Source organism: Methanocalculus natronophilus (genome assembly GCF_038751955.1).
Taxonomy (GTDB): domain Archaea; phylum Halobacteriota; class Methanomicrobia; order Methanomicrobiales; family Methanocorpusculaceae; genus Methanocalculus; species Methanocalculus natronophilus.
The window spans coordinates 62,280-85,540 of the sequence record NZ_JBCEXH010000005.1 but is presented as its reverse complement, the minus strand read 5'-3'; the positions used below and the strand labels follow the sequence as shown (position 1 = coordinate 85,540).

Genomic DNA, 23,261 nt, shown 5'->3' with positions numbered 1-23,261 from the left:
CATCGACTATGCAACCAGAAGGTAAATGAGTGTTGTGGCGATGACAATGAAGATCACGGTCATAATACTCCCTGCCCTGAGGAAGTCCCTGGTGGTGTACCCTCCAGGCCCCATTAAGAGGGCATTGACCTGGTGGGTCGGGAGGATGAACGAGTTTGAGGCGCAGACAGCAACCAAGAGTGCAAGGGCCCGGGGATCGATCCCTGTACCGGCGCCGGTGATCATCACAAGCGGAACAAGAAGAACGGTTGCCGCCACATTGGAGATGATCAGGGAGAGGATCGTGGCAAGCACCGCAACAGCTGCCATGATGACCAGCGGATGCATGCCGAGTAATGCGTCTGTGAGGGATCCTGCCAGTAATGCGGCAGCCCCTGTCTTCTCCATCGCGATCCCAAGCGGTATAAGCCCTGCGATTAAGACGATCGTCTTCCATTCTATTGCCCGGTATGCCTCATCTATCGTGAGGACTCCTGTGATCACCATTGCAAGGGCGCCGGTGAGGAGAGCGATTGAAAGAGGAATACCGGTCAGGGTGAGTCCAAGGGCTGCTGCAAAGATCAGAACTGCCAGTGTGCTTTTTCCATACCGCATCCCTTCACCTTCCGGGTGGGTGAGCAGGATCAGATCGCGGTTCCCTGCAAGGAGCCGGAGCGTGTCCCAGGATCCAAACGCGACGATGGTGTCTCCGGGTGCGAGCGGGATATCTGAGAAATCGACACGGTTTTCGGTCTCACCTGAGAAGTGGAGGATCGGTTCAACAGAAAAACGCTGCCGGAACCCGATCTCACGCGGGGTCTTCCCGATGATTGATGCTCGTGGCGCAACAGTGAGCTCGGCAAACCCAAACCCCTCGCCATCGAGGATCTCCCTGAGCCTGCTCTCTTCTCCGGACGGGATGCAGCCCGAATCATTGATAAACTGTTGAAAATGCTCCTCAGACCCAAGGAAGGCGAGCTCCTGTCCTGGCTCAAGCCTGATTGATCGGGATGGGGCGACTGTTATATCTGTATAGGTCCTGACCGCCAGGAGGTCAAGGCCATAACGGATCTTGAAGAACGCCTCTTCCCGTGTTTTGCCGACAAACGGGGAGCTTGGGGGGAGGCTGCAGGTCCTGACCGGATGATCGATCCCCCAGATCTCGGCAATGGATGGGCCGGGAGGTTTCTCTTCTTTCTTCGGGAGTATCCGGTCGCCAAAGAAGGCGAAGAGGGCAACTCCCGCAACAAGGAGGGCAAGACCTACCGGGGTGACGGCAAAGAGACCGAAGGGCTCAGCATCTGACTGGATAAGCAGGTCGTTTAAGACGATCAGGGGGCTGGATCCGATCATGGTTGTGCATCCGCCAAGGATTGCGGCAAACCCCATCGGCATCATCAGCCGGGAGACGGGTATCCTGGTCTGTTTGCAGATCCTCCTCATTGCAGGCAGGAAGAGTGCGGCAGATCCGATGTTCTGCATCACCGAGGATAAGAGCCCGACCGTCATCCCGACAGTTGTGCTGACCCGCCGCTCCCCCGAACCCGCATACCTGATAATCGAGCGGGCAAGTTTTGCGGTGATTCCGGTACGCTCGATCCCATATCCAAGGATCATCACCGCAGCCATCGCCATGACCGCATTTGAGGCAAACCCTGAGATTGCTTCCATCGGGCTGATGAGGCCAAGCCATGCCAGTGAGAGTGCCGCGAATATCGCCACGAGATCGATCCGCACCCGGTCACTTATGAAGAGCAGAATTGTGACGGCAAGTACGAGTCCGACAAGTATGATCTGGATATCCATCTGACTGATAACTGCTGATTGGAACAGGTGAGAGAAAAAGGTTGCTTTAAAGTTCTTTGAGGCGGGCTGCTGTCAGGTGTCGCCTGAGCGCATCTGCTGCATCGGGTTCTGCTGCAAGGCAGTCAAGGAGTGTTCTGATCTGCTGGATCGTCTCAGGATGGAGTTCATGTTCCATGAAACAGGCATCCTCCTCGGCGACCCGTTCAGGAACCCTGAGGAGGAGGAGAAATTCCTTGAGTGTCTCGTGCCTGAGATGGACGGTTCTGCCGATCTTTTCACCTTCAGGACGGAGAACGACTCCTTCATATCTCCGGTACTCAAGCAGGCCAAATGAATGGAGTTTCCGAAACATCTCAACAACAGTTGAAGGCCGGACACCAAGTTCCAGTGCCACGTCTTTTGTTCGTGCATACCCTTTTGAGCTGGCAACCCGGTAGATTGCCTCTAGATAATCTTCTGCCTTTCTGGAGAGATTATTCACAGAACATCCTCTCTGCCTGCCATGATCTGAATCTGCTCCCCGGTGCTGATGCATCAATTGAAATCCCACCTGCTGATAGTACCATTGATTACTATCATATCAGTCTTCCGGAGATAAGAATAGTTCCCGAAAAGGTTTTGGTTATGCTTCTGTATCCGAGATGGAATAAAAGAATACATAAAAGGAGAACGGAGAGAGTGCCTGTCTGGCTGGTGCATCAATGAAATGTGTTGCTGGTTCTGTGTCATATCCGACAGGTATTGGATGAGGTATTAAGGTACCCTGGCTGATGAGGTACTCCAATCGAACAATGTGTGCAGGGTGTGACAGAAGCCTCCGTCTGCTCTGTCTCCCTGGCACCCCGTATCTCTTTTCTTTTTCTCTTCACCTCCATTATGTTTTTTATCTGGTGCAATCCGGTATTGCCCGGGGGGTGCCATTGCATTGCCCAGGTGAACACCCCCCCTCTTGGCCGCAACCGGATTGCTTACTCTATACTCTGGTGCTTCGGGAGGTATGATGGATGCCCCAACATGTCGGGCTTTCCAGAAAAAATCCGAAACAGATTTGGAATCTGCTGGCGTTCCGTCTGCCTGTGCGCATGAACAGAAGAGAGAGATCCTGCGTAACCTGCGATTTTTAGGGTTCGTGGATTGGTCCTGCCCGCAGGCTCCCGGCCTGGCGTTTCCGATGGTCATATATTCCCTGATGCTGATATGGGGAGGTATGCACCAGCAGGGTGGCCACAATCTGCAGGTTACGATCATTATCCTTGGTCTTCTTCTTGCATCCGCAGCTGAACTGATCCTTCATGCGGGAGCAGGTATTGTGAGTGGCTATACGCATCTCTATTACCTGGTTATCATCTTCGCTGCGTACTATTTCCGGTATACGGGGGCAATTGTTGCCCTCTATCTCGCCTTTATCCATATCTCTGCTGAGATCCTCCTGACGGGAACGCCTTCACCCGATGCCCTGCTCCGGTCCGGATCGTTTCTGGCAACAGCTGTCCTCTCGGCATTTCTCTTCACAGCACTGCCAGCCAGAACCCCGGTCTCAGAAACCCTCCAGGAGGGTATGTACCGTGTCCGGGCGATGATGGTGCGGGAGGAGGATATTATGGAGATGCGAAAGCAGGGGGATGTCACATCCCTCCTCTCTGTTCTTGCCCACGGCGAGATGGATCAGAGGTATGCTGCCATCGATGCACTTGGCCTTCTCAGGGATCCAAAAGCCATTGAGCTGCTGGTGGAATCCCTCAGGAGCGATGCCTACTCCGGTCTCAGGTGGAAGGCAGCAGAAGCCCTTGCCCGGATTGGAAAGCCTGCTGTTGGCCCGCTCATCACGATGCTCACTGATCCGGATGAGGATGTCCGCTGGAAGGTGGCGATTGCACTTGGCGAGATCGGTGATACACGGGCAGTTGAACCGCTCCTCTCGCTTTTTGCCGATCCCGATGCCTATGTCCGGAGCCGGGCGGCATTTGCCCTTGCCCGGTTTGGTGATCGGATTGTTCCTGACCTGATCCGGCAGGTCTCTTCAGATGATCCGCATGTCCGTTTCTCTGCGGTATCCGCGCTTGGGGAAATCGGATCAGAGGAGTCTGTTCCAGGCCTTGCTGCTGCACTCTTTGACCCGGTGGACCGGGTGAAGGCCGAAGCAGCAGCAGCACTTCACCAGATTGGATCTCCGGCCATACCGGCTCTTGCTGAGATCCTTGATTCGGCCTCCCCTGAGCGCCTGCAGAGGCTCTTTGCCGATCCCGGTGTTGCCGAGCGGCTTGCCGTCCTCTTTGATGCTGCAGATGAACCGACACGCCAGAGGATTGCGCCACTCCTTGATCGGATCGGCGAATGTTCCATATCATCTCCTCCAGGTGAATTGAATGATGAAGACGTATGATGGAGTGGTTTTTCTCTCTCATTCTCTGAACCAGACCCATGTGAGATAACATTTATTGGTATCGGGGTACATGGTTCACCTGATGTATGGGCGGTATGGATATGAATTTTGCATTGAGAAAGATGATCTCTCTCTCTGTTTTTCACGGGATGATGATTTTCTCAGGTATTCCCGGGACCTGGGCGGATCAAAGGTGGAACGGGTTATTGCATCGGAATCCGGTACAGTGATCATCAACCCGGTTGAGCCTTTGAACCTGCCCGATGAAGTGACCCGGTATCTTGAGATCCGGTTTGAGCCAATTGAGATCGAACCTGGGGCGACACGCCGGGTCTACCTCACCTTTCCAATAGAGATTGCAGTCTTTGTGATGAAGGATGATGCATACCGGTGCATCGATATCCTCTCACGGGTTACGCCGAAGTACTCCCTCTATGGACCAACTGATTCCGGTGTGATTACGAGGTACCACTACAGCGAGCTCTTCCTCAGATCCCCAAACCCTGATCCGAGTCTCTACGGGGTGGTTGAGCTGGATCTGATGAACACCATGAAGGGATGGGTTGAGGTCTCCCGCGTGGTCTTTGAGAACTATGGGATGAAGATCTATTATGATACCGACCTCGTCTCGATGAGTGCGGGGATGAAGATTATAAAGCAGAATGTTGCCTACACCGCATTTGAGAATAAACCGTTACGGGATGGAATGCAGAAGTCAATTGAACTCTACTACACCCGGACGGTTGCGGGTGTTGAGAAACCAAACTACTATGAAATGCTGGAGGGGCTGGTCTAGATGAATGGCGAAGAAGAACTTCCCGGTCCAGCTGACGGAAGTGTATTGGATCTGCTGACACGACCCCTGATCGGGGAGATCACAACGCTTGATATCCTCTGGATCGCTATCATTCTCATTGCCGGTATTACGATCGCCCAATTCGTCAAAATATGGCTGAAGAGGTCGCTTGGGGATAAGGTTCCGGCGTCAGATCTCGATCTGATGACCACCATCGTCACGTACCTGATCTACCTGGTGGTGATCCTGAGCATCCTGCCACACCTCCACTTTGATCTGACCGGTCTCTGGGTTGCGGGAGGTATCGGTGCAGTCGCAATTGCGTTTGCCACCCAGAATATCGTCGCGAACTTTGTTTCGGGGATCTTTTTGATGTTCGAGCGGCCGATCAAGATCGGAGATACCGTTATCATCGGTTCAACCTGGGCAACTGTACAGAAGATCCAGCTTATGTCGACGATCGTCAGGGCATTTGACGGCACCTATATCCGGATGCCAAATGCGAAACTCTTCACAAGTGACATCACCAACCTGGTGATCCACCCGGCACGCCGGTTTGAGTATACTATCGGGATCCGGTACCAGGATGATGCAGACAAGGCGATCAGGGTTATCAAGGATATGATCGAAAAAGAGCCGTATGCATTGAAGAGCCCGGGACCGGCTGTCTATGTGGATAAGCTTGATGATTCAAGTGTCAATATTGTCGTCAGGATATGGTCTCCATCACTCTACTGGTGGGGCTTACGGACAGAACTCCTCTGGAAACTGAAGGTTGAGCTTGAGAAGAATGATATCATCGTACCCTTCCCGCAGAGAGAGCTCTGGTTCAATAATATCTTAAAGACTGATATGAAAACCATTAAGGGTCCGCCCCCCTTGAAGGAGGTGCCCCTCCAGGAGGCGGAGAAGCCCGATGCAGGGATTGGAAAATCAAAACCGGGAGAGACATATGACTGGTGAAGAAGAGATCCGCACACTGATACGGGTGGTGACTGAGCCTGATCTTGAGGCAAGGAGATCAGCTGAAGAGGCGCTTGCCGCCCGCGGGCCGGCAGCCCTTCCGGAGATTATGGCTGCCCTGAGCGAAGCGAATGCAACAACCCGGTGGTATCTTGCCCGTGCTCTTGCACGGATGGGTACTGGTGCGGCACAACCCGCAATCGATGCTATCCGGGAGTCTGATGATCCTGAAATCCGCCAGTATCTTACCGCAGCACTCGCGGCAATGGGTGAGGCGGTCATTCCATTTCTCATCCCGGCACTCTCAGATGATGATGTCCATGTCCGGGGAGCAGCTGCCCTTGCGCTCTGCAGAATTGGGGATTCTGCTATCCCTGCCCTGAAAGAGGCAACCGAAGGGGAAGATCCCTTCCTCAGGACCTGTGCGGAACTGGTGCTCTTCCGGATGGGTGAAGAGGGAATCCATTCACTCTTTCCCGATGAGACGAGGTAAGCAATACCTATGAGTCTTCCTGCGATGTCCCCTGCCATGGAAGGCTACCTCGCCTCCATCAATGCACAGCTTGAGGAAGCGCTCTCGATAGCAAGGCAGGCCCGGTTGCTTGGGTTTGATCCAGAGACGGTACCCGAGATCCCAATCGCAAACGATCTTGCTGACCGTGTCGAGGCGCTCCTTGATCTGCCGGGTGTTGCCGCCAGAATCAGGGAACTTGAAGCGGAGATGTCCCGTGAGGAGGCAGCCCTTCGTATCGGGGATGATTTTGTTGCACGGAAATTCGGGGAGACGACCAGGGAAGAGGTGGTGGATCACGCGATCCGCTGTTCGATGGCGCTCCTGACAGAAGGTGTGGTCTCTGCCCCGACTGAGGGGATCGCAAAAGTCGGGTTCGGAAAGAATGACGACGGGTCGGAATATCTCAGGATCTACTATGCCGGCCCGATCCGATCGGCAGGCGGCACTGCACAGGCGCTCTCTGTGCTGGTCGGGGACTATGTCAGGCAGGCGCTTGGTATTAACCGCTATATCCCGCGCAACGAAGAGATCGAAAGGTATATTGAGGAGATCAGGCAGTATAACAATATTCTCAGCCTCCAGTATGCTCCAAGCGACCAGGAGCTCCGGCTGATCATCGGGAACTGCCCGGTCTGCATTGATGGCGAGCCGACCGAGAAGGAGGAGGTTTCGGGATACCGGAATCTCGACCGGGTGGAGACGAATGCCGTCCGGGGCGGGATGGCACTTGTTATCGCAGAAGGCCTGGCACTGAAAGCCCCAAAGGTCCAGAAAAATGTGAAGAAGATGAAGATCGAAGGCTGGGACTGGCTTGATGGGCTGGTCCAGGGGGATTCATCTGCCGGTGACGAGGAGGAGCATGGGATCCTTCCAAAAGACAAGTACCTCAAGGATGCCATCGCCGGCCGCCCGGTCTTTGCCTACCCGATGCGAAAAGGGGGTTTTCGTCTCCGGCTCGGACGGGCCAGAAATTCCGGGTTTGCTGCAGCAGGCCTCAATCCAGCAACCATGCATATCCTGGGCGAGTATCTGGCACCTGGTACCCAGATGAAAGTGGAGCGGCCGGGAAAAGCCGCCGGTGTTGTGCCGGTGGACTCTGTTGAAGGGCCGACTGTCCGGCTGGATACAGGTGAGGTTCTCAGGATAGATGATCTGGATAATGCGATCCGTCTTGGCTCCTCTATTGAGATGATCCTGGATGTCGGCGAGATCCTGATCGGATACGGGGAGTTCCTGGAGAACAACCATCCGCTTGTGCCGCCATCATATTGTGAGGAATGGTGGCTTCAGGAGGGGGGTGTGCGGCACCCGGAGAATGAGATGGAGGCGATCAGTTTTGCGATGCATGGTGCCCCTCTCCACCCCGACTATACCTGGTATTTTGAGGATTTATCACTCCGGGATTTCTGCCGGCTTGCCGATCTCATCTGTTCCGAGGGGAGAATGGAAGAGGGGGTACTGCTGATCCGCCATGGCCAGGAGATCAAGGCGCTTCTTGAAGAGATTCTTATTCCGCACCGGGTGCAGGGTGATGATATTGTGGTATCCAGCTGCTATGCCCTGCTTGCCTGCCTCGGCCTCTCATTTGACCTGGCGAAGCGCCCCGGATGGGAGAGCCTGAAGGAGTCTGGATCAGGCCTTGATGCCGCATGCCATCTCAGCGGGTTTCGGATCCGTTCAAAGGCAGGCACCCGGATAGGTGCCCGGATGGGCAGGCCCGGAAAATCTGCTCCACGGAAGATGAAGACCGCACCCCATGCCCTGTTCCCTATCGGAGATGACGGAGGTGCACGCCGCTCGTTCCAGGGAGCGGGAGCAAAACGCAGGCAGGAGACGGTGGAGAACGGGGATATCCTGATGGCTATCGAGACAGAGGGGCAGATCCGGGTTGAGGCCGGTGAACGCCGGTGCAGGTCCTGTGGAGATCTTGTGTTCTGGAACCGTTGCGGCTGCGGCAGCCATACCGACCCTGTCTTCCGGTGTGTTGCGTGCGGCAAAGAGATGGAGGAGGCACGATGTCCCCGGTGCGGGACCCAGTCTTCCTGTTCCCGTGAGTTTGAGGTGAATATCAGGAAGGAGTATGATGATGCGCTTGCAACACTTGGCATGAAGCCTGGTGATCTCAAGCTCCTGAAAGGCGTGAAGGGGCTGATCTCAAGGGAGCGTGCGGTTGAGCCGATCGAGAAAGGGGCGCTCCGGGCAGTCCGCGATCTCTTTGTATTCAAGGACGGGACTGTCAGGTATGATATGATTGATCTTCCACTGACACATTTCCGGGCCGATGAGATCGGTGTGTCGCCGGATATGCTTCAAAGCCTTGGTTACCTGCAGGATATCCATGGCGAACCGCTCACGGGTGGGGAACAGGTCTGTGAACTGAAGCCGCAGGATATCCTGGTATCCAGGGACTGCGGCGAGTACCTGGTCAGGGTTGCCGGGTTTGTGGATGATCTCCTGGAGAAGCTGTATGGGCTTCCCCGGTTCTATCGTGCGGAAAAGCCCGAGGATCTCGTCGGCCAGCTGCTGGTTGGTCTTGCACCGCATACGAGTGCAGGCGTGCTCGCCCGCCTGATCGGGTTTTCTGAGGCGCTTGTCGGGTATGCGCATCCTTTCTTCCATGCGGCGAAACGGCGGAACTGTTTCGACGGCGATACGGTAATCGGGGTCTATGGAGATAAAGGATGGCGGGATATGCCGATCCGGGAATTTGTGCTTGAGAATTTCGATATCTCACAACCCGGAACGGACCGGCTCGGGACATTTTATTCTGATCCCGCATCCCCCCATATGGTTGTTGCTATTGATACGAACGGAACACCGAAGATGCGTACGATTACGTCAGTCTCGGTCCACCGCTCCCCTGATCATCTCATCATCTTCGAGACTGAGCGGGGAAAGAAACTTGCGGTGACACCGGATCATGCGATGCTGGTCTGGGATTGTGCGTATCTCAAAAAGATCAGGGCAGTTGAGGTGAAGCCGGGTGATTGTGTCCCGGTACTGGAGGGGGGGATGGTGATCTCGGATCGGATCAGGTCTGCGGAACCTGCTCCCTGCCTGGAAGACCGTGTCTACTGTCTTACGGTTGCAGAGGATCATACGCTCCATGCGAACGGGATCTTCTGCGGCCAGTGCGATGGGGATGAGGACTGCGTGATGCTGCTTCTGGATGGTTTCATCAACTTCTCGCGATCGTTTCTCCCGGAAACCCGTGGTGGTACGATGGATGCGCCGCTTGTCTTAACGAGCAGGATTGATCCAAAAGAGGTGGATAAGGAGACATTGAATCTGGATGTGATGGGCAGGTATCCGCTTTCCGTGTACGAGGCCTGCCTGACCTATACGCCTCCAAAGGATCTTGAAGGGGTTGTGGATTACGTGGAGAAGCGGCTTGGAACTCCGGCCCAGTACGAGGGGTTCTCGTTTACACATGATACCAGCAATATCTCGGCGGGGCCTCAGACGACGATGTATACGCGGCTTGGGTCGATGGTGGATAAGCTGAATGCGGAGCTTGATCTTGCAAAGATGATCCGGGCTGTTGATGAGGATGATCTGGCTGAGCGGGTGCTGACGACGCATTTCATCCGGGATATGATCGGAAACCTCAATGCCTTCTCAAAACAGGGGTTCCGCTGTCCCCGGTGCGGCCAGAAGTTCCGGAGGATGCCGCTTGCCGGGAAGTGCCGGTGCGGGAACAAGATCATTGCGACGGTCACTGAAGGGTCGGTGAAGAAGTACCTGGCGGCGTCTCTGTTGATCTGCGATCAGTTCCGGGTCTCAGATTATACGAAACAGCGGATCGCCGTTATCGATGCCTCGATCAACTCGACGTTTGGCGAGGAGGAGAAGCTTCAGCTGGGTCTTGCGGATTTTATGTAGGTCAAGGAATGTTTTTTTGCATTTGAGTGCGAATATACTTCCTTCAGGAGCGAGTGTTACCGAGAGGCCAAAGGTGATCGACTCAAGATCGATTCCCGTAGGGGTTCGCAGGTTCGACTCCTGCCACTCGCATCGTTTTTGGAATAGTTTTTATTTTCATCAAGCCAATCATCTGAATAGTGAGTAAGACCTTTCTGAAACGGATGAGGCCACCTTGAGGTGGGCGGGACAAAGTAGGAAAGGGTTCACGTCTCTTTTGCCTTCTTCATAGTGTTCTGCCCAAGCATCTCCTCAATCTCCATACAGTAAAAACCCTCTTCCCTTAACTCTTCTCTATCCTCAATCTCACGGGCAGCGATGCCGAGCGTTACCTGCTCGGAGAGCCCCTGCACGGCGGGAAGTTTGGCTTGTAAAGAGGTGAGAAGGGAATATGCCTCGGAGCGGGTGAGTGTTGTGTTCTTGATCTCCACCACAAGATCTGCTCCCCCGGATAAGGCGAGGAGATCGATCTCGTCTCCCCGGCGGTTCCACCATGAGCCGACTGCATCATATTCCGGGATGAGGCTTTCCCTGAGAAGGGTTCTCACCATCTCTTCAAATGCAAACCCCGAGAAGCCCTTCCACTCATCCTGGATCAGGTTCAGCAGCTTTCCGTAGCGGCCGGACTGGTAGAGGCTTCTGTTTCGGTAAATGTATCGGGCATAGAACCGGAAGAAGTTGTCTGAGAAGATGTACCTGCCCATCTTCGAGCGCCTGCCCCTCTCGGTGACGGGTGTGCGGTACTCGATGATCCCGAGGAGATCGATAAGATCCCGGAGATATGTGGGAAGCGATGTCGGGGCAATATGGATTGCATCTGCTATCTCTTTCTGCGACTGTTTCCCTGAGGCGATTGCAGCGAGTATCTCATAATAGGTTGCATGTTCGCGGCCAAACACCTCAACAACGATATCTCTCATCTCGTATGCAAGCGGAGCAAAGTCATTGAGGAGCAGGCGGCTGAGTGCACTCTCCATATCCGTACATCCGAACTTCTCAAGATATGTATAGTAGTAGATCGCTCCACCGAAGAGGAGGTAGAGATCGAGGCGATCATCTGGTTCCAACACCCCGATATCGCCGAGGATAGCGAGGCACTCCTCCGGACCGAATGGCTTCAGGGTGAGGATGGTGTCTGCCCTCTTGAAGAGGGGGGCGCCGCCTGAGAGGAAGATCTCACGGATCATGCCAACAGATGATCCCGATACAATGATGAAGAGGCTGGAGTTACGCCGTGAGGTGTCCCAATACCGCTGGAGCTGTGAGATGAAGGAGGGATCAATCTTCTGGAACCGCTGGAACTCATCGAAGACGACAACAAGCGGCTCCCTGTACGAGAAGAGGAATTCAAGGAAGGCTTCCGGTGTTTCCAGCCTGACATAGCCTGGGAGATTCAGGGTCTCTCTCATCAGCCGGGAGAATTCTTCCAGCAGGCTTCCGATGCTCTTGTTTGCATCAACATAGAAGTAGATGGCAGGCTTCTCTTTACAGAACTCAAGGATCAGCTCAGTCTTTCCAACCCGCCGCCTGCCGGTGACGACGAGGAATGAAGGGCTCTGTGCATAGAGGTGCTCCATCAGCCTGAGCTCGTCTCTCCTGCCATAGAATCTCATAATGATTATTATTGTAATCATTATAGATATAATTATTGTTGGGGGTTTCCGAAGGTCGTACTTGCTGACTGGGATCTGAAGAAGGAAGAGATCCTCTCATACTTCAACACGATCCTGCTGCATGATATCCTGGCACGATATAACCTGAGAAACTATGGTATGCTGAAGAAAATGGTCGAATATCTCCTGACAAATGATACGAAACAGAACAGCGTCCACAGTATCAGTAAGGCGCTTTCGTACAACTACACCACCGTATCCGGGTATCTCGATTACCTCAAAGCAACATATATGATAGCAGAGCTCCGGAACTATGATTACTCCCTGAAGAAGCAGCTGAGAAGTGATCTGAAATACTATTGTATCGACACCGGATTTGTCAATGCCGTCTCGTTCCTCTTCTCCGACAATATCGGCCGGCTATATGAGAACATCATCTTCAACGAGTTCGTCCGCCGGGGGCAGGGAACAGGGCTCTTCTATCTCAATGAAGGGGGTCAGGGCGGGTATGAATGTGATTTTATCATACAGGAGAAGGGCCGGATCACCGCTCTCTATCAGGTCTGCTATGAGCTGCATGATCAGAATATGGAGCGGGAGGTTGCCGGTCTCATCATGGCCTGCAAAAAGTTCGGCCTACCGGGGGGAACGATCATCACAGAACACCAGCAGAAGACCATGATGGTGGATGGATTGAAGATTGAGGTCATTCCCATAACGGCGTTTCTGGTGGGTTTTGGGTAAAATCGTGGTAAATATGGTATTATCTTTGGATATTGGTGTTTGCGGGTGAAGTGGTCGGCTGAAGAACTACAGACGAGCTCTCTAAAAACAGGAATGTCTGGAGTAATGAGAGCCGAATGTTCCTGCCTCTCTCTCTCTCTCTCTCTCTCATATAAACCTCATCGGAAAAATTATTGTCTTTTAGCCCAATCACATATATATGCCGCCAACCGGGAACCCGGTTTTCCGCCTTCTCCTCGTGGATGATGAACCTACGCTTCTGGATGTGGGAAAGTATTTTCTGGAAAAATCCGGAGTTTTTTCTGTAACTGTTGTGGATAATGCAGAGGACGCTCTTTTTCTCCTCAGGGAACAGCATTTTGATGCGATAGTCTCCGATTACCAGATGTCGCGTATGGATGGGATCTCGCTTCTCCAGTATCTCCGTGAGATGGACAGCCAGACTCCCTTCATCATCTTAACCGGAAGGGGAAGGGAGGAGGTGGTGATCGATGCCTTAAACAGCGGCGCAGACTTCTATATCCAGAAAGGTGGAAGCCCGGCAGCCCTGTTTGCAGAACTCAGCAGAAAGATCGAATACGCCATTCAGAGGAAACAGGCAGAGGCAGCACTCTGGAGGAGCACAGAGATATTCAGGACCCTGGTTGAACAATCATACGAAGGGATCATCATCGTGGACTATAATGGACGGATCCTCTTTGCAAACCCCAGGGCATCAGCGATAATTGAGAGCGATCCTGGTATAGACACAAACGACAACATCAATGCACTTGATTTCATCATCCCCCCAGCAGAGCGGGAGAGAGCCGTTTCAGCTCTTGCCGGGGTCCGGAATGAGAATGAACCATATTATCTCCAGTACCGGATTAAGACACTCAGGGGAAATGAGTTGGTCGTTGAATGTATCGGGAATGAAATTGAATTTGGTACGAGACCCGCAGTCCTCTTATCTATCAGGGATATAACCGGGCAGATTGAAGCTGAAACTGCTATAAAAGAATCCGAGAAGAGGCTGAGGGCAATTTTTAAGCACACCCCGGTCTCCCTGATACTCGTCTCCCTTGAAGACGGGGTGTTTGTGGATGTCAATGATATGTTTGAGGAGAGCTTTGGCTACTCCCGGGATGAGGTGATCGGAAAGACTGTTGAAGAACCTGGTCTTCTTGTTGCCGATGAAAAATGGGATGCTTTCTATTCAAAACTCAGGGAAGAACGGGTTGTCAGGGGCATGGAACTGCGCTTCCGAAAAAAGTCAGGCGAGATAGGTATCTGCCGTATCTCTTCAAATTTCATCACAATAGAGAACAGACCCTGCATACTCTCTTCAGTCGAGGATATAACGGATATAACGGATATAACTAATACCAGGGCTTCTGATTCGGGGTAAGAAGGCTCTCTGGCGACTGTGTAAACAACCCTGAGAACTTCGTTGTTCCCAACTGATCTCCTTTTCGCCCATATCCAGGGTTTATTCCTCCTCCCCTGTCTTTCATGATCCCAATTTGGAGTCTCCCTGCTCTCTTTTCCATCCCGTTTTTGGCACTACCATCTCAAACCTCGCCCCAGTCCCATACGCTCCGCACTCGGTAATTGCAATCCCGGTGATCGAGAGGATCTCACGCGAGAGGAAGAGGCCAAAGCCTGTGTTTTTGCCAACGCCCCGCTCAAATATTCGCTCTTTCTGATCATCCGGGATCCCCGGCCCGTCATCTTCCCATAGGATCGCAAGCCTCCCATCCTGCTCCTCGCAGCAAATGGTTACCCGGCTTGCCCCCTCTGCATGCCGGATGGTATTTGTCATCAGGTTGAAAAAGACCTTCTCGATCATCGGATCAGCAAAGACAGCGATACCGTGACAACAGTGCTGGATGGGAATGTGTGGTGTATCAATCAATCCGATGAGATCATCTATGGTCTGCCAGGCAGGCACCGTGACACCAATCTCCTCGTATAATCGTGTAAATTCTATCTGTTTCTGTATGGAAGATGTTGCCTTCTCCATCTCATTGAGATATCCGGTGAGTTTCGGATTGCTGCTCATATCGCTGCCAAGCTCAATATATCCCTTCAGTATCATGATATTATTCAGAATATCATGACGGGTGATGGAGCTGAGCAGGCTGAGTTTTTTGTTTGCTTCCTGGAGTGCTTCCTCAGCGGCTACCCGCTCGGTGATATCCCGTGCAGCCGCGTAAATCAGGTTGCCTTTGGGATGTGACCGCCACTCGATATGCCGGTATGAACCGTCTTTACAGAGATAGCGGTTGGTGAAGTTCAGGACCTCCTCACCCCGTTTGAGATCGGCAATGGCATCGAGAGTGGCCTGCATATCCTCTGGATGCACAAAATCAAGGAACTTCCTTGTATTAAGTTCCCTGGTTGAATACCCAAGAATAGTACTCCATGCCTCATTGGTCTTTATGAAGTTTCCATCCAGGTCGGCGATGCACAACAAATCCAGATTAACTGTGAAAAAGCCTTCCAGTTCCTCTTCCTGTCTCTTCCGTTTGGTGATGTCTGAAAATGTTACAGCACACTGGCCTGGCTCGACCTGGTAGGCAGCGATATCAAACTCGATACCAAGGAGCTCTGATCCCTGCTCAAACCGTAGCGGCACCCCGGTCTGCGCAACGTTTCCATACCTTTTGATCCAATCTGCCCGGTCATGCTCTATTCCGGGTAATACTTCTGTTAATGATTTGCCTATGATATCCTCTGTCTTTAATCCGGCAATGGTAGCAAAACCTTTATTTGCTTCGAGAATGCGAAGATCCACAGGACTGTTTGTTTCATCCCCGATAACCTCAAAGAGGACAAAACCGGCAGTCATGTTCTCAAAAAGGGTTCTGAAGCGCCTTTCAGTGGCAAGCAGTGCTTCCTCCGCACGCTTCTGCTCTGTGATATCAACAGCTATCGCCAGGATTCGTTCCACGCCACCGATGACCACAGTGATCAGCCGGACCTGTTCCCAGAACCGCTCCCCTGTCACAGAGCGGCTCTGCCACTCAAACTCCTGCGGCCCTTCTGCTGCTGCCTTCTGCAGCAAGGCATAGGCCTCATTGAAGGAATACGGCGGTTCCATCCAGAAATCATGTGCTTTCAGCTCTTCAACTGAAGAGATGCCATAACTGGAACATGCTTTTGTATTCGCGTCAATGATCCCGCCAGAGTCACGATCATGGATAATAATAGATACCGGGGATTCCATAAAGATGGTTTTGAACCGCTCCTCGCTTCTGAGAAGCTCCTCTTCGGACTCTTTCCACCCGGTTATATCATGGAGGATCTCGATTACCTGCTCGACCTCGCCGTTCTCATCAAGAACCGGGTTGCTCGTGCATTCCAGATACTTTCCAAATTCTGGGATGTATCTCTCGACGGTCTCCAGCTTCTTTGATCTGACTGCCTGCGTTGTGGCACAGTCCTCGCAGGGGCTTGTCCGGCCGATGATCTCAAAACATCTCCTCCCTTCAACCTCCCCTGGTGTCAGGCCAAGTATCTCATAGCCTGCCTTATTGTACCTGAGGATCGTATGATCCGGCAGCTGGACGCCGACGATATCAGGGATGCCGTCCAGCATCGCTTCAATGAGGCGGTTGTTCCTGTCAGCATCAAGTTCAGCTCTCTTCCTTTCGGTCACATCCCTGCCGACGATGAGGATTGCTGTGGCAACCCCATCGCTGTCACGAAGGACGGTCATGGTATTATTCACCCAGATCGTTCTTCCATCCCTGTGGTAGGTTTCAAGATCGAGGCTCATAACCCCAACAGGTTCTCCGGCAGCCTCACGAGCCATTGCCTCATGGAATGTCTGGTGGGCAATCGCCAGGGAATCTGGTGCCAGAATATCTTCCAGAGACTGAGAGAGAGCTTCCAGAACTGTATATCCCCGCAGGGCTTCAATTGACGGGCTGACGTACCTGAACCGGAACGAGAGATCCATGATCGTTATCGTCTCGGTCATATTCTCGGTGATCAGCCGGTACAGCCGCTCGCTCTCCTCTAATGCTTTCTCAGTCTCCTTCCGCCCGGTGATATCGGTATGGGTTCCAAGGAGCCGGAGAGGCTTTCCCTCTGCATCGCGGCTGACGATCCTGCCGCGGGCAAGGATCCATCTCCAGCCGCCATCTTTTGTCAGCATCCGGAACTCAAGCTGGAAACTTCCTTTTTCCTCCCTGATATGGTTCTGGATAAAATCTTCAGCCCGCTTCAGATCGTCTGGGTGAACAAGCGATCTCCATGTTGCATATGATCCCGGCATCTCGCCTGGTTTGTACCCAAGCATCGTATACCAGCGGTCACTGAAGAAGGCGCTGCCACTTGTAATATCCCAGTCCCAGATTCCGTCATTGGCTGCATCCAGTGTGAGACGGTACCGCTCCTCGCTCTCCTGGAGTGCCTCTTCAGAGCGCCTCTGTTCTGTAATATCGCGTAATGTCTCGATTGCCCCGACGACCTCTCCATCCTCATTATAGAGGGGGGATGCCTTTCCGGCGAAGATGGCGTATCCCCCACTCTGTCCTGGCATTGCTATCTCGGCAATGAGGATATCCCCCTCCCTCCTGATGGAAGCGTATTTTGATTGCAGTAATTCATCATCAGCGATTGATACGAGATCGATCAGGATCGGCCGGCGTTCCCCGTAAACGGGAACAGCATATTCGTAATTGCCCTTTCCAACCATATCCTGTGCAGCAATGCCGGTCATCTCCTCGATTGCATGGTTCCAGGCGATTACCACTCCGGAAGAATCGATTGCGAATGTGGGGTCAGGGAGGAACTGGATGATATCGTAGAGCCGTTTCTCCGTCTCTTTTGCGAGTTTTTCAGCCATCTTATGGCTGATGGCGGCGCGGATCATATTGGTGAGTTCGGCAAACTGGGACTTCGGATCGCCGCCTTTCTGGAGGTAGAAGTCCGCGCCGCTGTTTAAGGCTTCGATCACCACCTCCTCACGCCCTTTCCCGGTGAAGATTATGAAAGGAATGGTATTACCGGATTCCCTCAGGTGTTTGAGAAACGCGATCCCATCCATACCAGGCATCTGGTAATCAGAGACGATTCCATCAAAATGGCGGCCTTTAATGAGCTGGATTGCTTCTTCTGCACCCTCCGCTGTTGTAACGGTAATATCACCTGCCTGTTCAAGGAAGAGTTTCCCTATCTCAAGGAGTGCAGGCTCGTCATCAACATAGAGAACGGAGACAGGCAGTTCCCCGGTTCCGGTGCTTTTCATCCATTGTATGATGAACACTGAAGTAGAAAAATTCTTTCTCAGTTGGGCAGGTGTGCAGGGAAATCAGGTATTGCCAGAATGTCTCTTCCATCCCGTTTTTGGCACCAGTATCTCAAACCCCGCCCCCGTCCCATACGCTCCGCACTCGGCAATTGCAATCCCGGTGATCGAGAGGATCTCACGCGAGAGGAAGAGGCCAAAGCCTGTGTTTCTGCCAACGCCCCGCTCAAATATTCGCTCTTTCTGATCATCCGGGATCCCCGGCCCGTCATCTTCCCATAGGATCGCAAGCCTCCCATCCCGCTCCTCGCACCAAATGGTCACCCTGCTCGCCCCCTCTGCATGCCGGATGGTATTTGCCATCAGGTTTGCAAAAACCATCTCGATCATCGGATCGGCAAGCACCTGGTAACCGACGCAGTCTACCTCGACAGGCATCCCCGAATCGGAGACTGTGCTGATGAGATCCCTCACTGCCTGCCATACCGGCTGCCGCATCCCAAGCTCCTCATAGGTCCGGGTGAACTCAATCTGCCGCTGTATCTCTCGTGCTGCCCTGTCTATCTCAGCCAGGTATCCGGATTTTCCAAGATCTTCAGCCTGTTGACTTGTAAGTTCGAGGTATCCCTGGAGCGTCATAAGCTTGTTCTGGATATCGTGGCGGGTGATACCAGCGAGGATCCGGAGCTTGTTGTTTGCCATCTGTAATGCTTCCTCAGTCTCTTTCCGTCTGGTGATATCCTGTACTGCACCGTGAAGCCCGATGCAGCTGCCATTGAAATCATGGCTCCTGCGCCCGAGCGCATGCACGTTTCGTATGCTGCCATCCGGACGCACCATCTCAAGCTCAAGACTGAAGGGCTCCCCGGCCTCAAGTGTCCGGTGAATCGCAGGCTTCAGAAGAGCCCAGCTGGCAGGGGTGTAGAGTGGCTCATGCTCCTGGTAGTTCAGTGCCGGGAGAGCCGGATCCCGTCCGGCGATTGAATATAACTCTTCAGACCAGGTCATACTGTCTGTTGCCTCCACCCAGTCCCAGACACCGATATTTGCAAGCTGGTGCGCCTCCTTCAGCCGCATCTGTGCAGCCGCAAGATCAAACTCTGCACGTCTCCGCTCGGTAATATCCATGCCAAACTCAATGAGTCCGCTGATCTCCCCCTCCTCATCATACACAGGGCACCCCCTGATCAAAAAGATCCTGCCATCCGGCACCACAACTTCTCCTTCTTCCACCATCCCGGTGGTCATGGACCGGATCACCGGACAGTCCGGGCAGGGCTCAGATCGATTCTGCCAGATCTCATAACAGTGCCTCCCAACCATCTCCTCCGGCCTCTGCCCGACCGAATCTCCTGATACCTGGTTTGCATAGAGCACCTTCATATCAGTATCATAATATGTGAGCATCACCGGAAGTGCATGGAAGATTGCACTTTTTTCTGCCTCTGACTGCCTGAGTGCTTCATCTGCATGTTTTCTCTGGGAAATGTCCCTGACAACTCCTTCAATTCCGGCAAAAGCACCGGAATCATCAAAGTAGCAGCTGCTGGAGACAGAAGCTGGGAGGGTTGTTCCATCGCGCTTTCTGAACAAAACCTCATAATCATGCACCCTCCCCTCTTCAGTAATCCTCTTCATAAATTCGTCCCGCTCATCGGGGTTTACCCAGAAATCCGAGGCAGGAACGCCGACTATCTCTTCTATTGAGTCATATCCGAGGATCCGGGCGGCTGAGGGGCTCACCATACGGACTCTCCCCTCGAGATCTGTTCTATAGTAGATGTCCTGGAAGTTTTCGATGATGCCGCGGAACGTCTTTTCGTTCTCCCTGAGTTCTGCTTCAGCCTCTTTGCGGTCTGTTATATCGGTTGCAAGGGCCATGATGCAGGGTTCCCCATGAAGAATCACCTTTGTTGCATGCACTTCTGCCGGGTAGACAGATCCATCCTTCCGCTGGTGCCGTGTCTCAAAGATCATCTCCTCGTAGGGTTTGGATTCCTTCCAGAGCCATTCTGTGAACTCATGTTCCTCTGTATCCGGGTCAATATCCCACACGGTCATCGAGAGGAGTTCCTCCCGGCTGTATCCGGTGTTCTGAACCGATTTTTCATTGACATCGAGGAATGCCCCGGAGAGATCATGTACAAAGAGCATCTGGCTTGCCCGATCCACCAGTATCTGGTACTTCTCGGCTCTCACCCTCTCCTCGTCTTCTGTTCTTCTCTCTCCGTCTTCACATCCGCGAAGAGCAACAGCTTTCCTGATCTTCCTCTCAAGCTCGGCAAACCGGGATTCCGGGTTATCACCTTTCAGGAGCGTGAAATCCACGCCGCTCTCAAAGGCTGAAATGATGAACTCCTCTCCTCCTCTCTCTGAGAAGAAGAGAACAGGTGTTCTGTCGCCCCGCTCCCGGAGTGCCTGGACAAAGGCTCTCCCATCCATTCCGGTACTGCTGGTACAGAGATCGTCTGAGACGACTGCATGATACCTGCACGTCTCAAGCATCGGCAACGCTGCTTCAGCCGAGCCTGCGGTATCAACCCGTACTTCCTCACTCTTTTCAAGAAAAGCCTTCAGAGCTGTCTGAAGCTCCGGGTCATCATCCACCCCAAACTATGCTCTCACTTAGGGAATAAATCGAGGTTCAGCTTCTTCTCAAGCTCTCGAACCTTCTTTGGCACCTCAGTGATCTGTTCAAATCCATCATAGGAGATCCGCATCACTTTAGAAAAGATCAGTAGGACATCTTTGGGAGCATACTCGGATGTCAACCCGGCTCTCTTAATAACTGCCTGAAGCTTGCAATAGAGATACAGGCAGAGAAACCCGACAAACAGGTGCCCACATACTGCGCTCCGGTCACCAAGATACAACACATCTGCCTGCACTTCATTTTTCAGAGTATCAAAGAACCGTTCAACAAGATCACGGGTCTTGTAGAGTTCATAAATCTCCTCGGGCGTTTTATCGACATTCGAAACAAAGAGAATGCGTCCTGCCAGCTTCTCCTGTTTCTTCGCTTCAATCTCGGTAATATTCCCTTTCCTGACGTTTTTAAAGAGTGTTTTGCATTCTTCAAGCTCAAGGTCCTTATCCTCAAAGAGATAAAGGAACCTATCTCCAATCTCTCTTTTACCGCCACGAATCAATCTTTTATGGTACAAAAATTTCTCTTTCAAATGAATCCGCGTCTCGAAATATGTACTATTTCGTCGTTGTGGAACGATCGCCGAGCAGTTCCGCTCAAATATTCCTTGCAGCACCTCCTCTGAGACAAATCCCCGATCAAGGATGAGGATCGCATCCTCAAGTTTCAACTCATCCATTGAGGGGAGAAGTGTTTTGACATCCTTCACTGATCCGGGAATCGCTCGAAGCATCACCGGGAGGCCAGTTTCGAGTCCGCAAAACAGGGCCAGGTTTACCTGAGGCAGGGCAATCTCCTCGTGGTTGCGTCCCCATTCGGCAAGAGAGAGATTATCTGAGAGTGAGAAGATAAACGAGAGATCATAGATGAGATGGCGGTTTCCCTGGCAGAGATGTTTGAAGACCATATCCTGTCCGATGATATCGTCACCGATAGCCCGGAGTGTGAGAGAAAGGTTCTTGGGAGAACAATTCGGTGAGATATCCAGCAGATTATCCAGTTTCTCCCATGCCGGTTTGACTCGTTTCAAAGGCAGATACCCGGAGACACGGGTGAAGACAAGGGCGAGAATCTCTTCCCAGTGGTCAGGGAATGCCTCAGTGACGATGGGAATAAGATCCTGAACCTCGTCAACCATCAGTTTTGCGTTCCCATATTCATGTGCAGAACGCGGTCTTGGAATGGATGTATTCGTGGTAGCAGCCTCCTGAGACGGGCGGGTTGAACCCTTGACAAGAAGACCTCTGTCCTGAGTAAGTCGCCCGATATATTCCGAGATCTTCTTTGTCTTCTTTGTTTCCCTGTTGTATGTACTGGTCGAGTAATAGACGTAGGGTTTCCCTTGGATATACTTGATCTCAAGGCACTTCTTTCCCATCTTGCGCTGTTTTGCAAGCCACTCTTTAGCCCAGTCTTCCATGACATAATATTAGGGAATAATACTATATAGATCTTTTGGTCATGCGGCCATGATTTGATGAAAAAAGCATTATGTGAAGAGATTATGCCCTATGTGTTGAAAAGTTTGGGATCCACGTACAGGATCGGGATCTCATTATTGCCGGATCCCGGATGGGGCATGATCTCCAATTGGTACAGAGAACGATAAAGGTGTCCATTTGATTTATATGCCAACTAATATCTTGCTTATAATATCAACTCATAGTCTCCCAGACAGGCCAGTCTGCATGCAAAAAAGTGCACCGGGGGGCCTTGGCCGGGTGCAGCTGGTATCAGCCACGGGAACACATACAGCAATACGGTAGCTGACACGAACACGGTCTTACCTTCAGTCTTCCTATCCACGGGAGGATACACCACGGGAGGATACATCTGCCCCCCCGTCACTTCCCATTCACTTCAGCCCGAGGCTGATCTCCACGATATGGTGCTTTTCCGGATGGTCATTTGGTGAGTTGAGATAGATCTCATAGCCTGGCCGGGAGAGATCCAGCTCCAGGTTCTGTTCAGCTGCTGATTCCACCAATTGGTACCATGCAGGAGCATACTCCTCCGGCCCGTTCAGCTCAACACGCATAACGAGGAACCTGCCCCCCGGAAGCTGCTTCTTCTGAACTCCTCCCTGTATCTCTCCGGGCAGATCGTCCTGGTCTCCCTGCAGGAACTCTCCTTTTCCTTTTCCTTCTCCTTTTCTTTTTCCTTCTCCTTCTGCCTCTCCCTGATTCTGATCAGCTTCGATAACCACATCAGGTCCAATGGTCATGCAGACATCGACGAACAGATCCTCAGGGGGTGTTGTGTCGGGATCATCATAGTATGCAGAGAGAAAGACCGTCTCCGGCTGAATCAGCTGCCGCGGCCCTGCAAAGTGAAAGAGCGTGTTGAAGAGCCGCTCAAAAACGGCTGGATTTCCAATGTAGTTGCCGACAAATGAGACTGCTGCGACAGTTCTCTCTTCAATGTCCCTGATCTCTGGTTCAAGTATGATCTTCAAATCATATCACCTGTTTTTCTGTTCCAATCCAGGTGGGAGGAGTCTCTTCTCCATTGCCTGGATTACAACGTATGTCTCTTTGACCTGGTTCATATACCCGGTACCCCGGAGCATGAAAGTGATTGCACTCCCTTCCCGGCACAGGAGGCCTGCCTTCCCGGCACCGGGGTGTCAGGCAGGAACATTCATGCCGGTATACGTACG

14 protein-coding genes and 1 tRNA gene are annotated in these 23,261 nt (G+C 52.5%); 8 read left to right on the top strand and 7 right to left on the bottom strand.

What is annotated here, in order from left to right:
- Positions 1-6 precede the first annotated feature (6 nt).
- Entirely contained in the window at positions 7-1,785 is a 1,779-nt protein-coding gene (locus tag ABCO64_RS07290; RefSeq protein ID WP_253459879.1) for an SLC13 family permease, read from the bottom strand.
- 46 nt (positions 1,786-1,831) lie between these two features.
- Positions 1,832-2,320, bottom strand: a complete 489-nt coding sequence (locus ABCO64_RS07285) for a metal-dependent transcriptional regulator (protein ID WP_253459881.1) — start codon at positions 2,318-2,320, stop codon at positions 1,832-1,834.
- A 672-nt stretch (positions 2,321-2,992) separates the two neighbouring features.
- Between ABCO64_RS07285 and ABCO64_RS07280 the strand changes: the two genes are divergently transcribed.
- From ABCO64_RS07280 to ABCO64_RS07255, 6 genes are all read left to right on the top strand, one after another.
- The gene (locus ABCO64_RS07280; protein WP_253459883.1) at positions 2,993-4,168 is read left to right on the top strand and encodes a HEAT repeat domain-containing protein; all 1,176 of its coding nucleotides are present in this window, start codon (positions 2,993-2,995) and stop codon (positions 4,166-4,168) included.
- A gap of 82 nt (positions 4,169-4,250) precedes the next feature.
- The gene (locus tag ABCO64_RS07275; RefSeq protein WP_253459885.1) at positions 4,251-4,964 is read left to right on the top strand and encodes a DUF432 domain-containing protein; all 714 of its coding nucleotides are present in this window, start codon (positions 4,251-4,253) and stop codon (positions 4,962-4,964) included.
- A complete protein-coding gene (locus tag ABCO64_RS07270) occupies positions 4,965-5,927 on the top strand; it encodes a mechanosensitive ion channel family protein (protein WP_253459888.1) in 963 nt (320 codons plus the stop codon).
- Complete coding sequence (locus ABCO64_RS07265; protein ID WP_253459890.1) at positions 5,917-6,420, top strand: HEAT repeat domain-containing protein; 504 nt, start codon at positions 5,917-5,919, stop codon at positions 6,418-6,420. Before ABCO64_RS07270 ends, ABCO64_RS07265 begins: the two co-directional genes overlap by 11 nt.
- Before the next feature lie 9 nt (positions 6,421-6,429).
- Positions 6,430-10,323, top strand: a complete 3,894-nt coding sequence (locus ABCO64_RS07260) for a DNA-directed DNA polymerase II large subunit (protein ID WP_253459892.1) — start codon at positions 6,430-6,432, stop codon at positions 10,321-10,323.
- A gap of 49 nt (positions 10,324-10,372) precedes the next feature.
- Positions 10,373-10,455 (top strand) — tRNA-Leu (locus ABCO64_RS07255).
- Positions 10,456-10,568: 113 nt separating this feature from the next.
- Here the strand turns inward: ABCO64_RS07255 and ABCO64_RS07250 are convergent.
- Positions 10,569-11,975: an ATP-binding protein gene (locus tag ABCO64_RS07250; RefSeq protein ID WP_253459895.1), complete on the bottom strand. Its 1,407-nt coding sequence runs from the start codon at positions 11,973-11,975 to the stop codon at positions 10,569-10,571.
- Between ABCO64_RS07250 and ABCO64_RS07245 the strand changes: the two genes are divergently transcribed.
- A complete protein-coding gene (locus ABCO64_RS07245; RefSeq protein ID WP_343089310.1) occupies positions 11,931-12,719 on the top strand; it encodes an ATP-binding protein in 789 nt (262 codons plus the stop codon). The two genes, ABCO64_RS07250 and ABCO64_RS07245, sit on opposite strands and share 45 nt — an antisense overlap.
- A gap of 199 nt (positions 12,720-12,918) precedes the next feature.
- A complete protein-coding gene (locus ABCO64_RS07240; RefSeq protein ID WP_253459901.1) occupies positions 12,919-14,106 on the top strand; it encodes a PAS domain S-box protein in 1,188 nt (395 codons plus the stop codon).
- A 102-nt stretch (positions 14,107-14,208) separates the two neighbouring features.
- Here the strand turns inward: ABCO64_RS07240 and ABCO64_RS07235 are convergent, their stop codons facing one another.
- The 4 genes from ABCO64_RS07235 to ABCO64_RS07220 form a co-directional block, all read right to left on the bottom strand.
- Positions 14,209-17,955, bottom strand: a complete 3,747-nt coding sequence (locus ABCO64_RS07235) for a PAS domain S-box protein (protein ID WP_253459904.1) — start codon at positions 17,953-17,955, stop codon at positions 14,209-14,211.
- A 63-nt stretch (positions 17,956-18,018) separates the two neighbouring features.
- Entirely contained in the window at positions 18,019-20,562 is a 2,544-nt protein-coding gene (locus ABCO64_RS07230) for a hybrid sensor histidine kinase/response regulator (protein WP_253459907.1), read from the bottom strand.
- Between the two features lie 14 nt (positions 20,563-20,576).
- Complete coding sequence (locus ABCO64_RS07225) at positions 20,577-22,022, bottom strand: transposase (RefSeq protein ID WP_253459910.1); 1,446 nt, start codon at positions 22,020-22,022, stop codon at positions 20,577-20,579.
- 435 nt (positions 22,023-22,457) lie between these two features.
- Complete coding sequence (locus tag ABCO64_RS07220; RefSeq protein WP_253459913.1) at positions 22,458-23,057, bottom strand: AraC family transcriptional regulator; 600 nt, start codon at positions 23,055-23,057, stop codon at positions 22,458-22,460.
- Positions 23,058-23,261 lie beyond the last annotated feature (204 nt).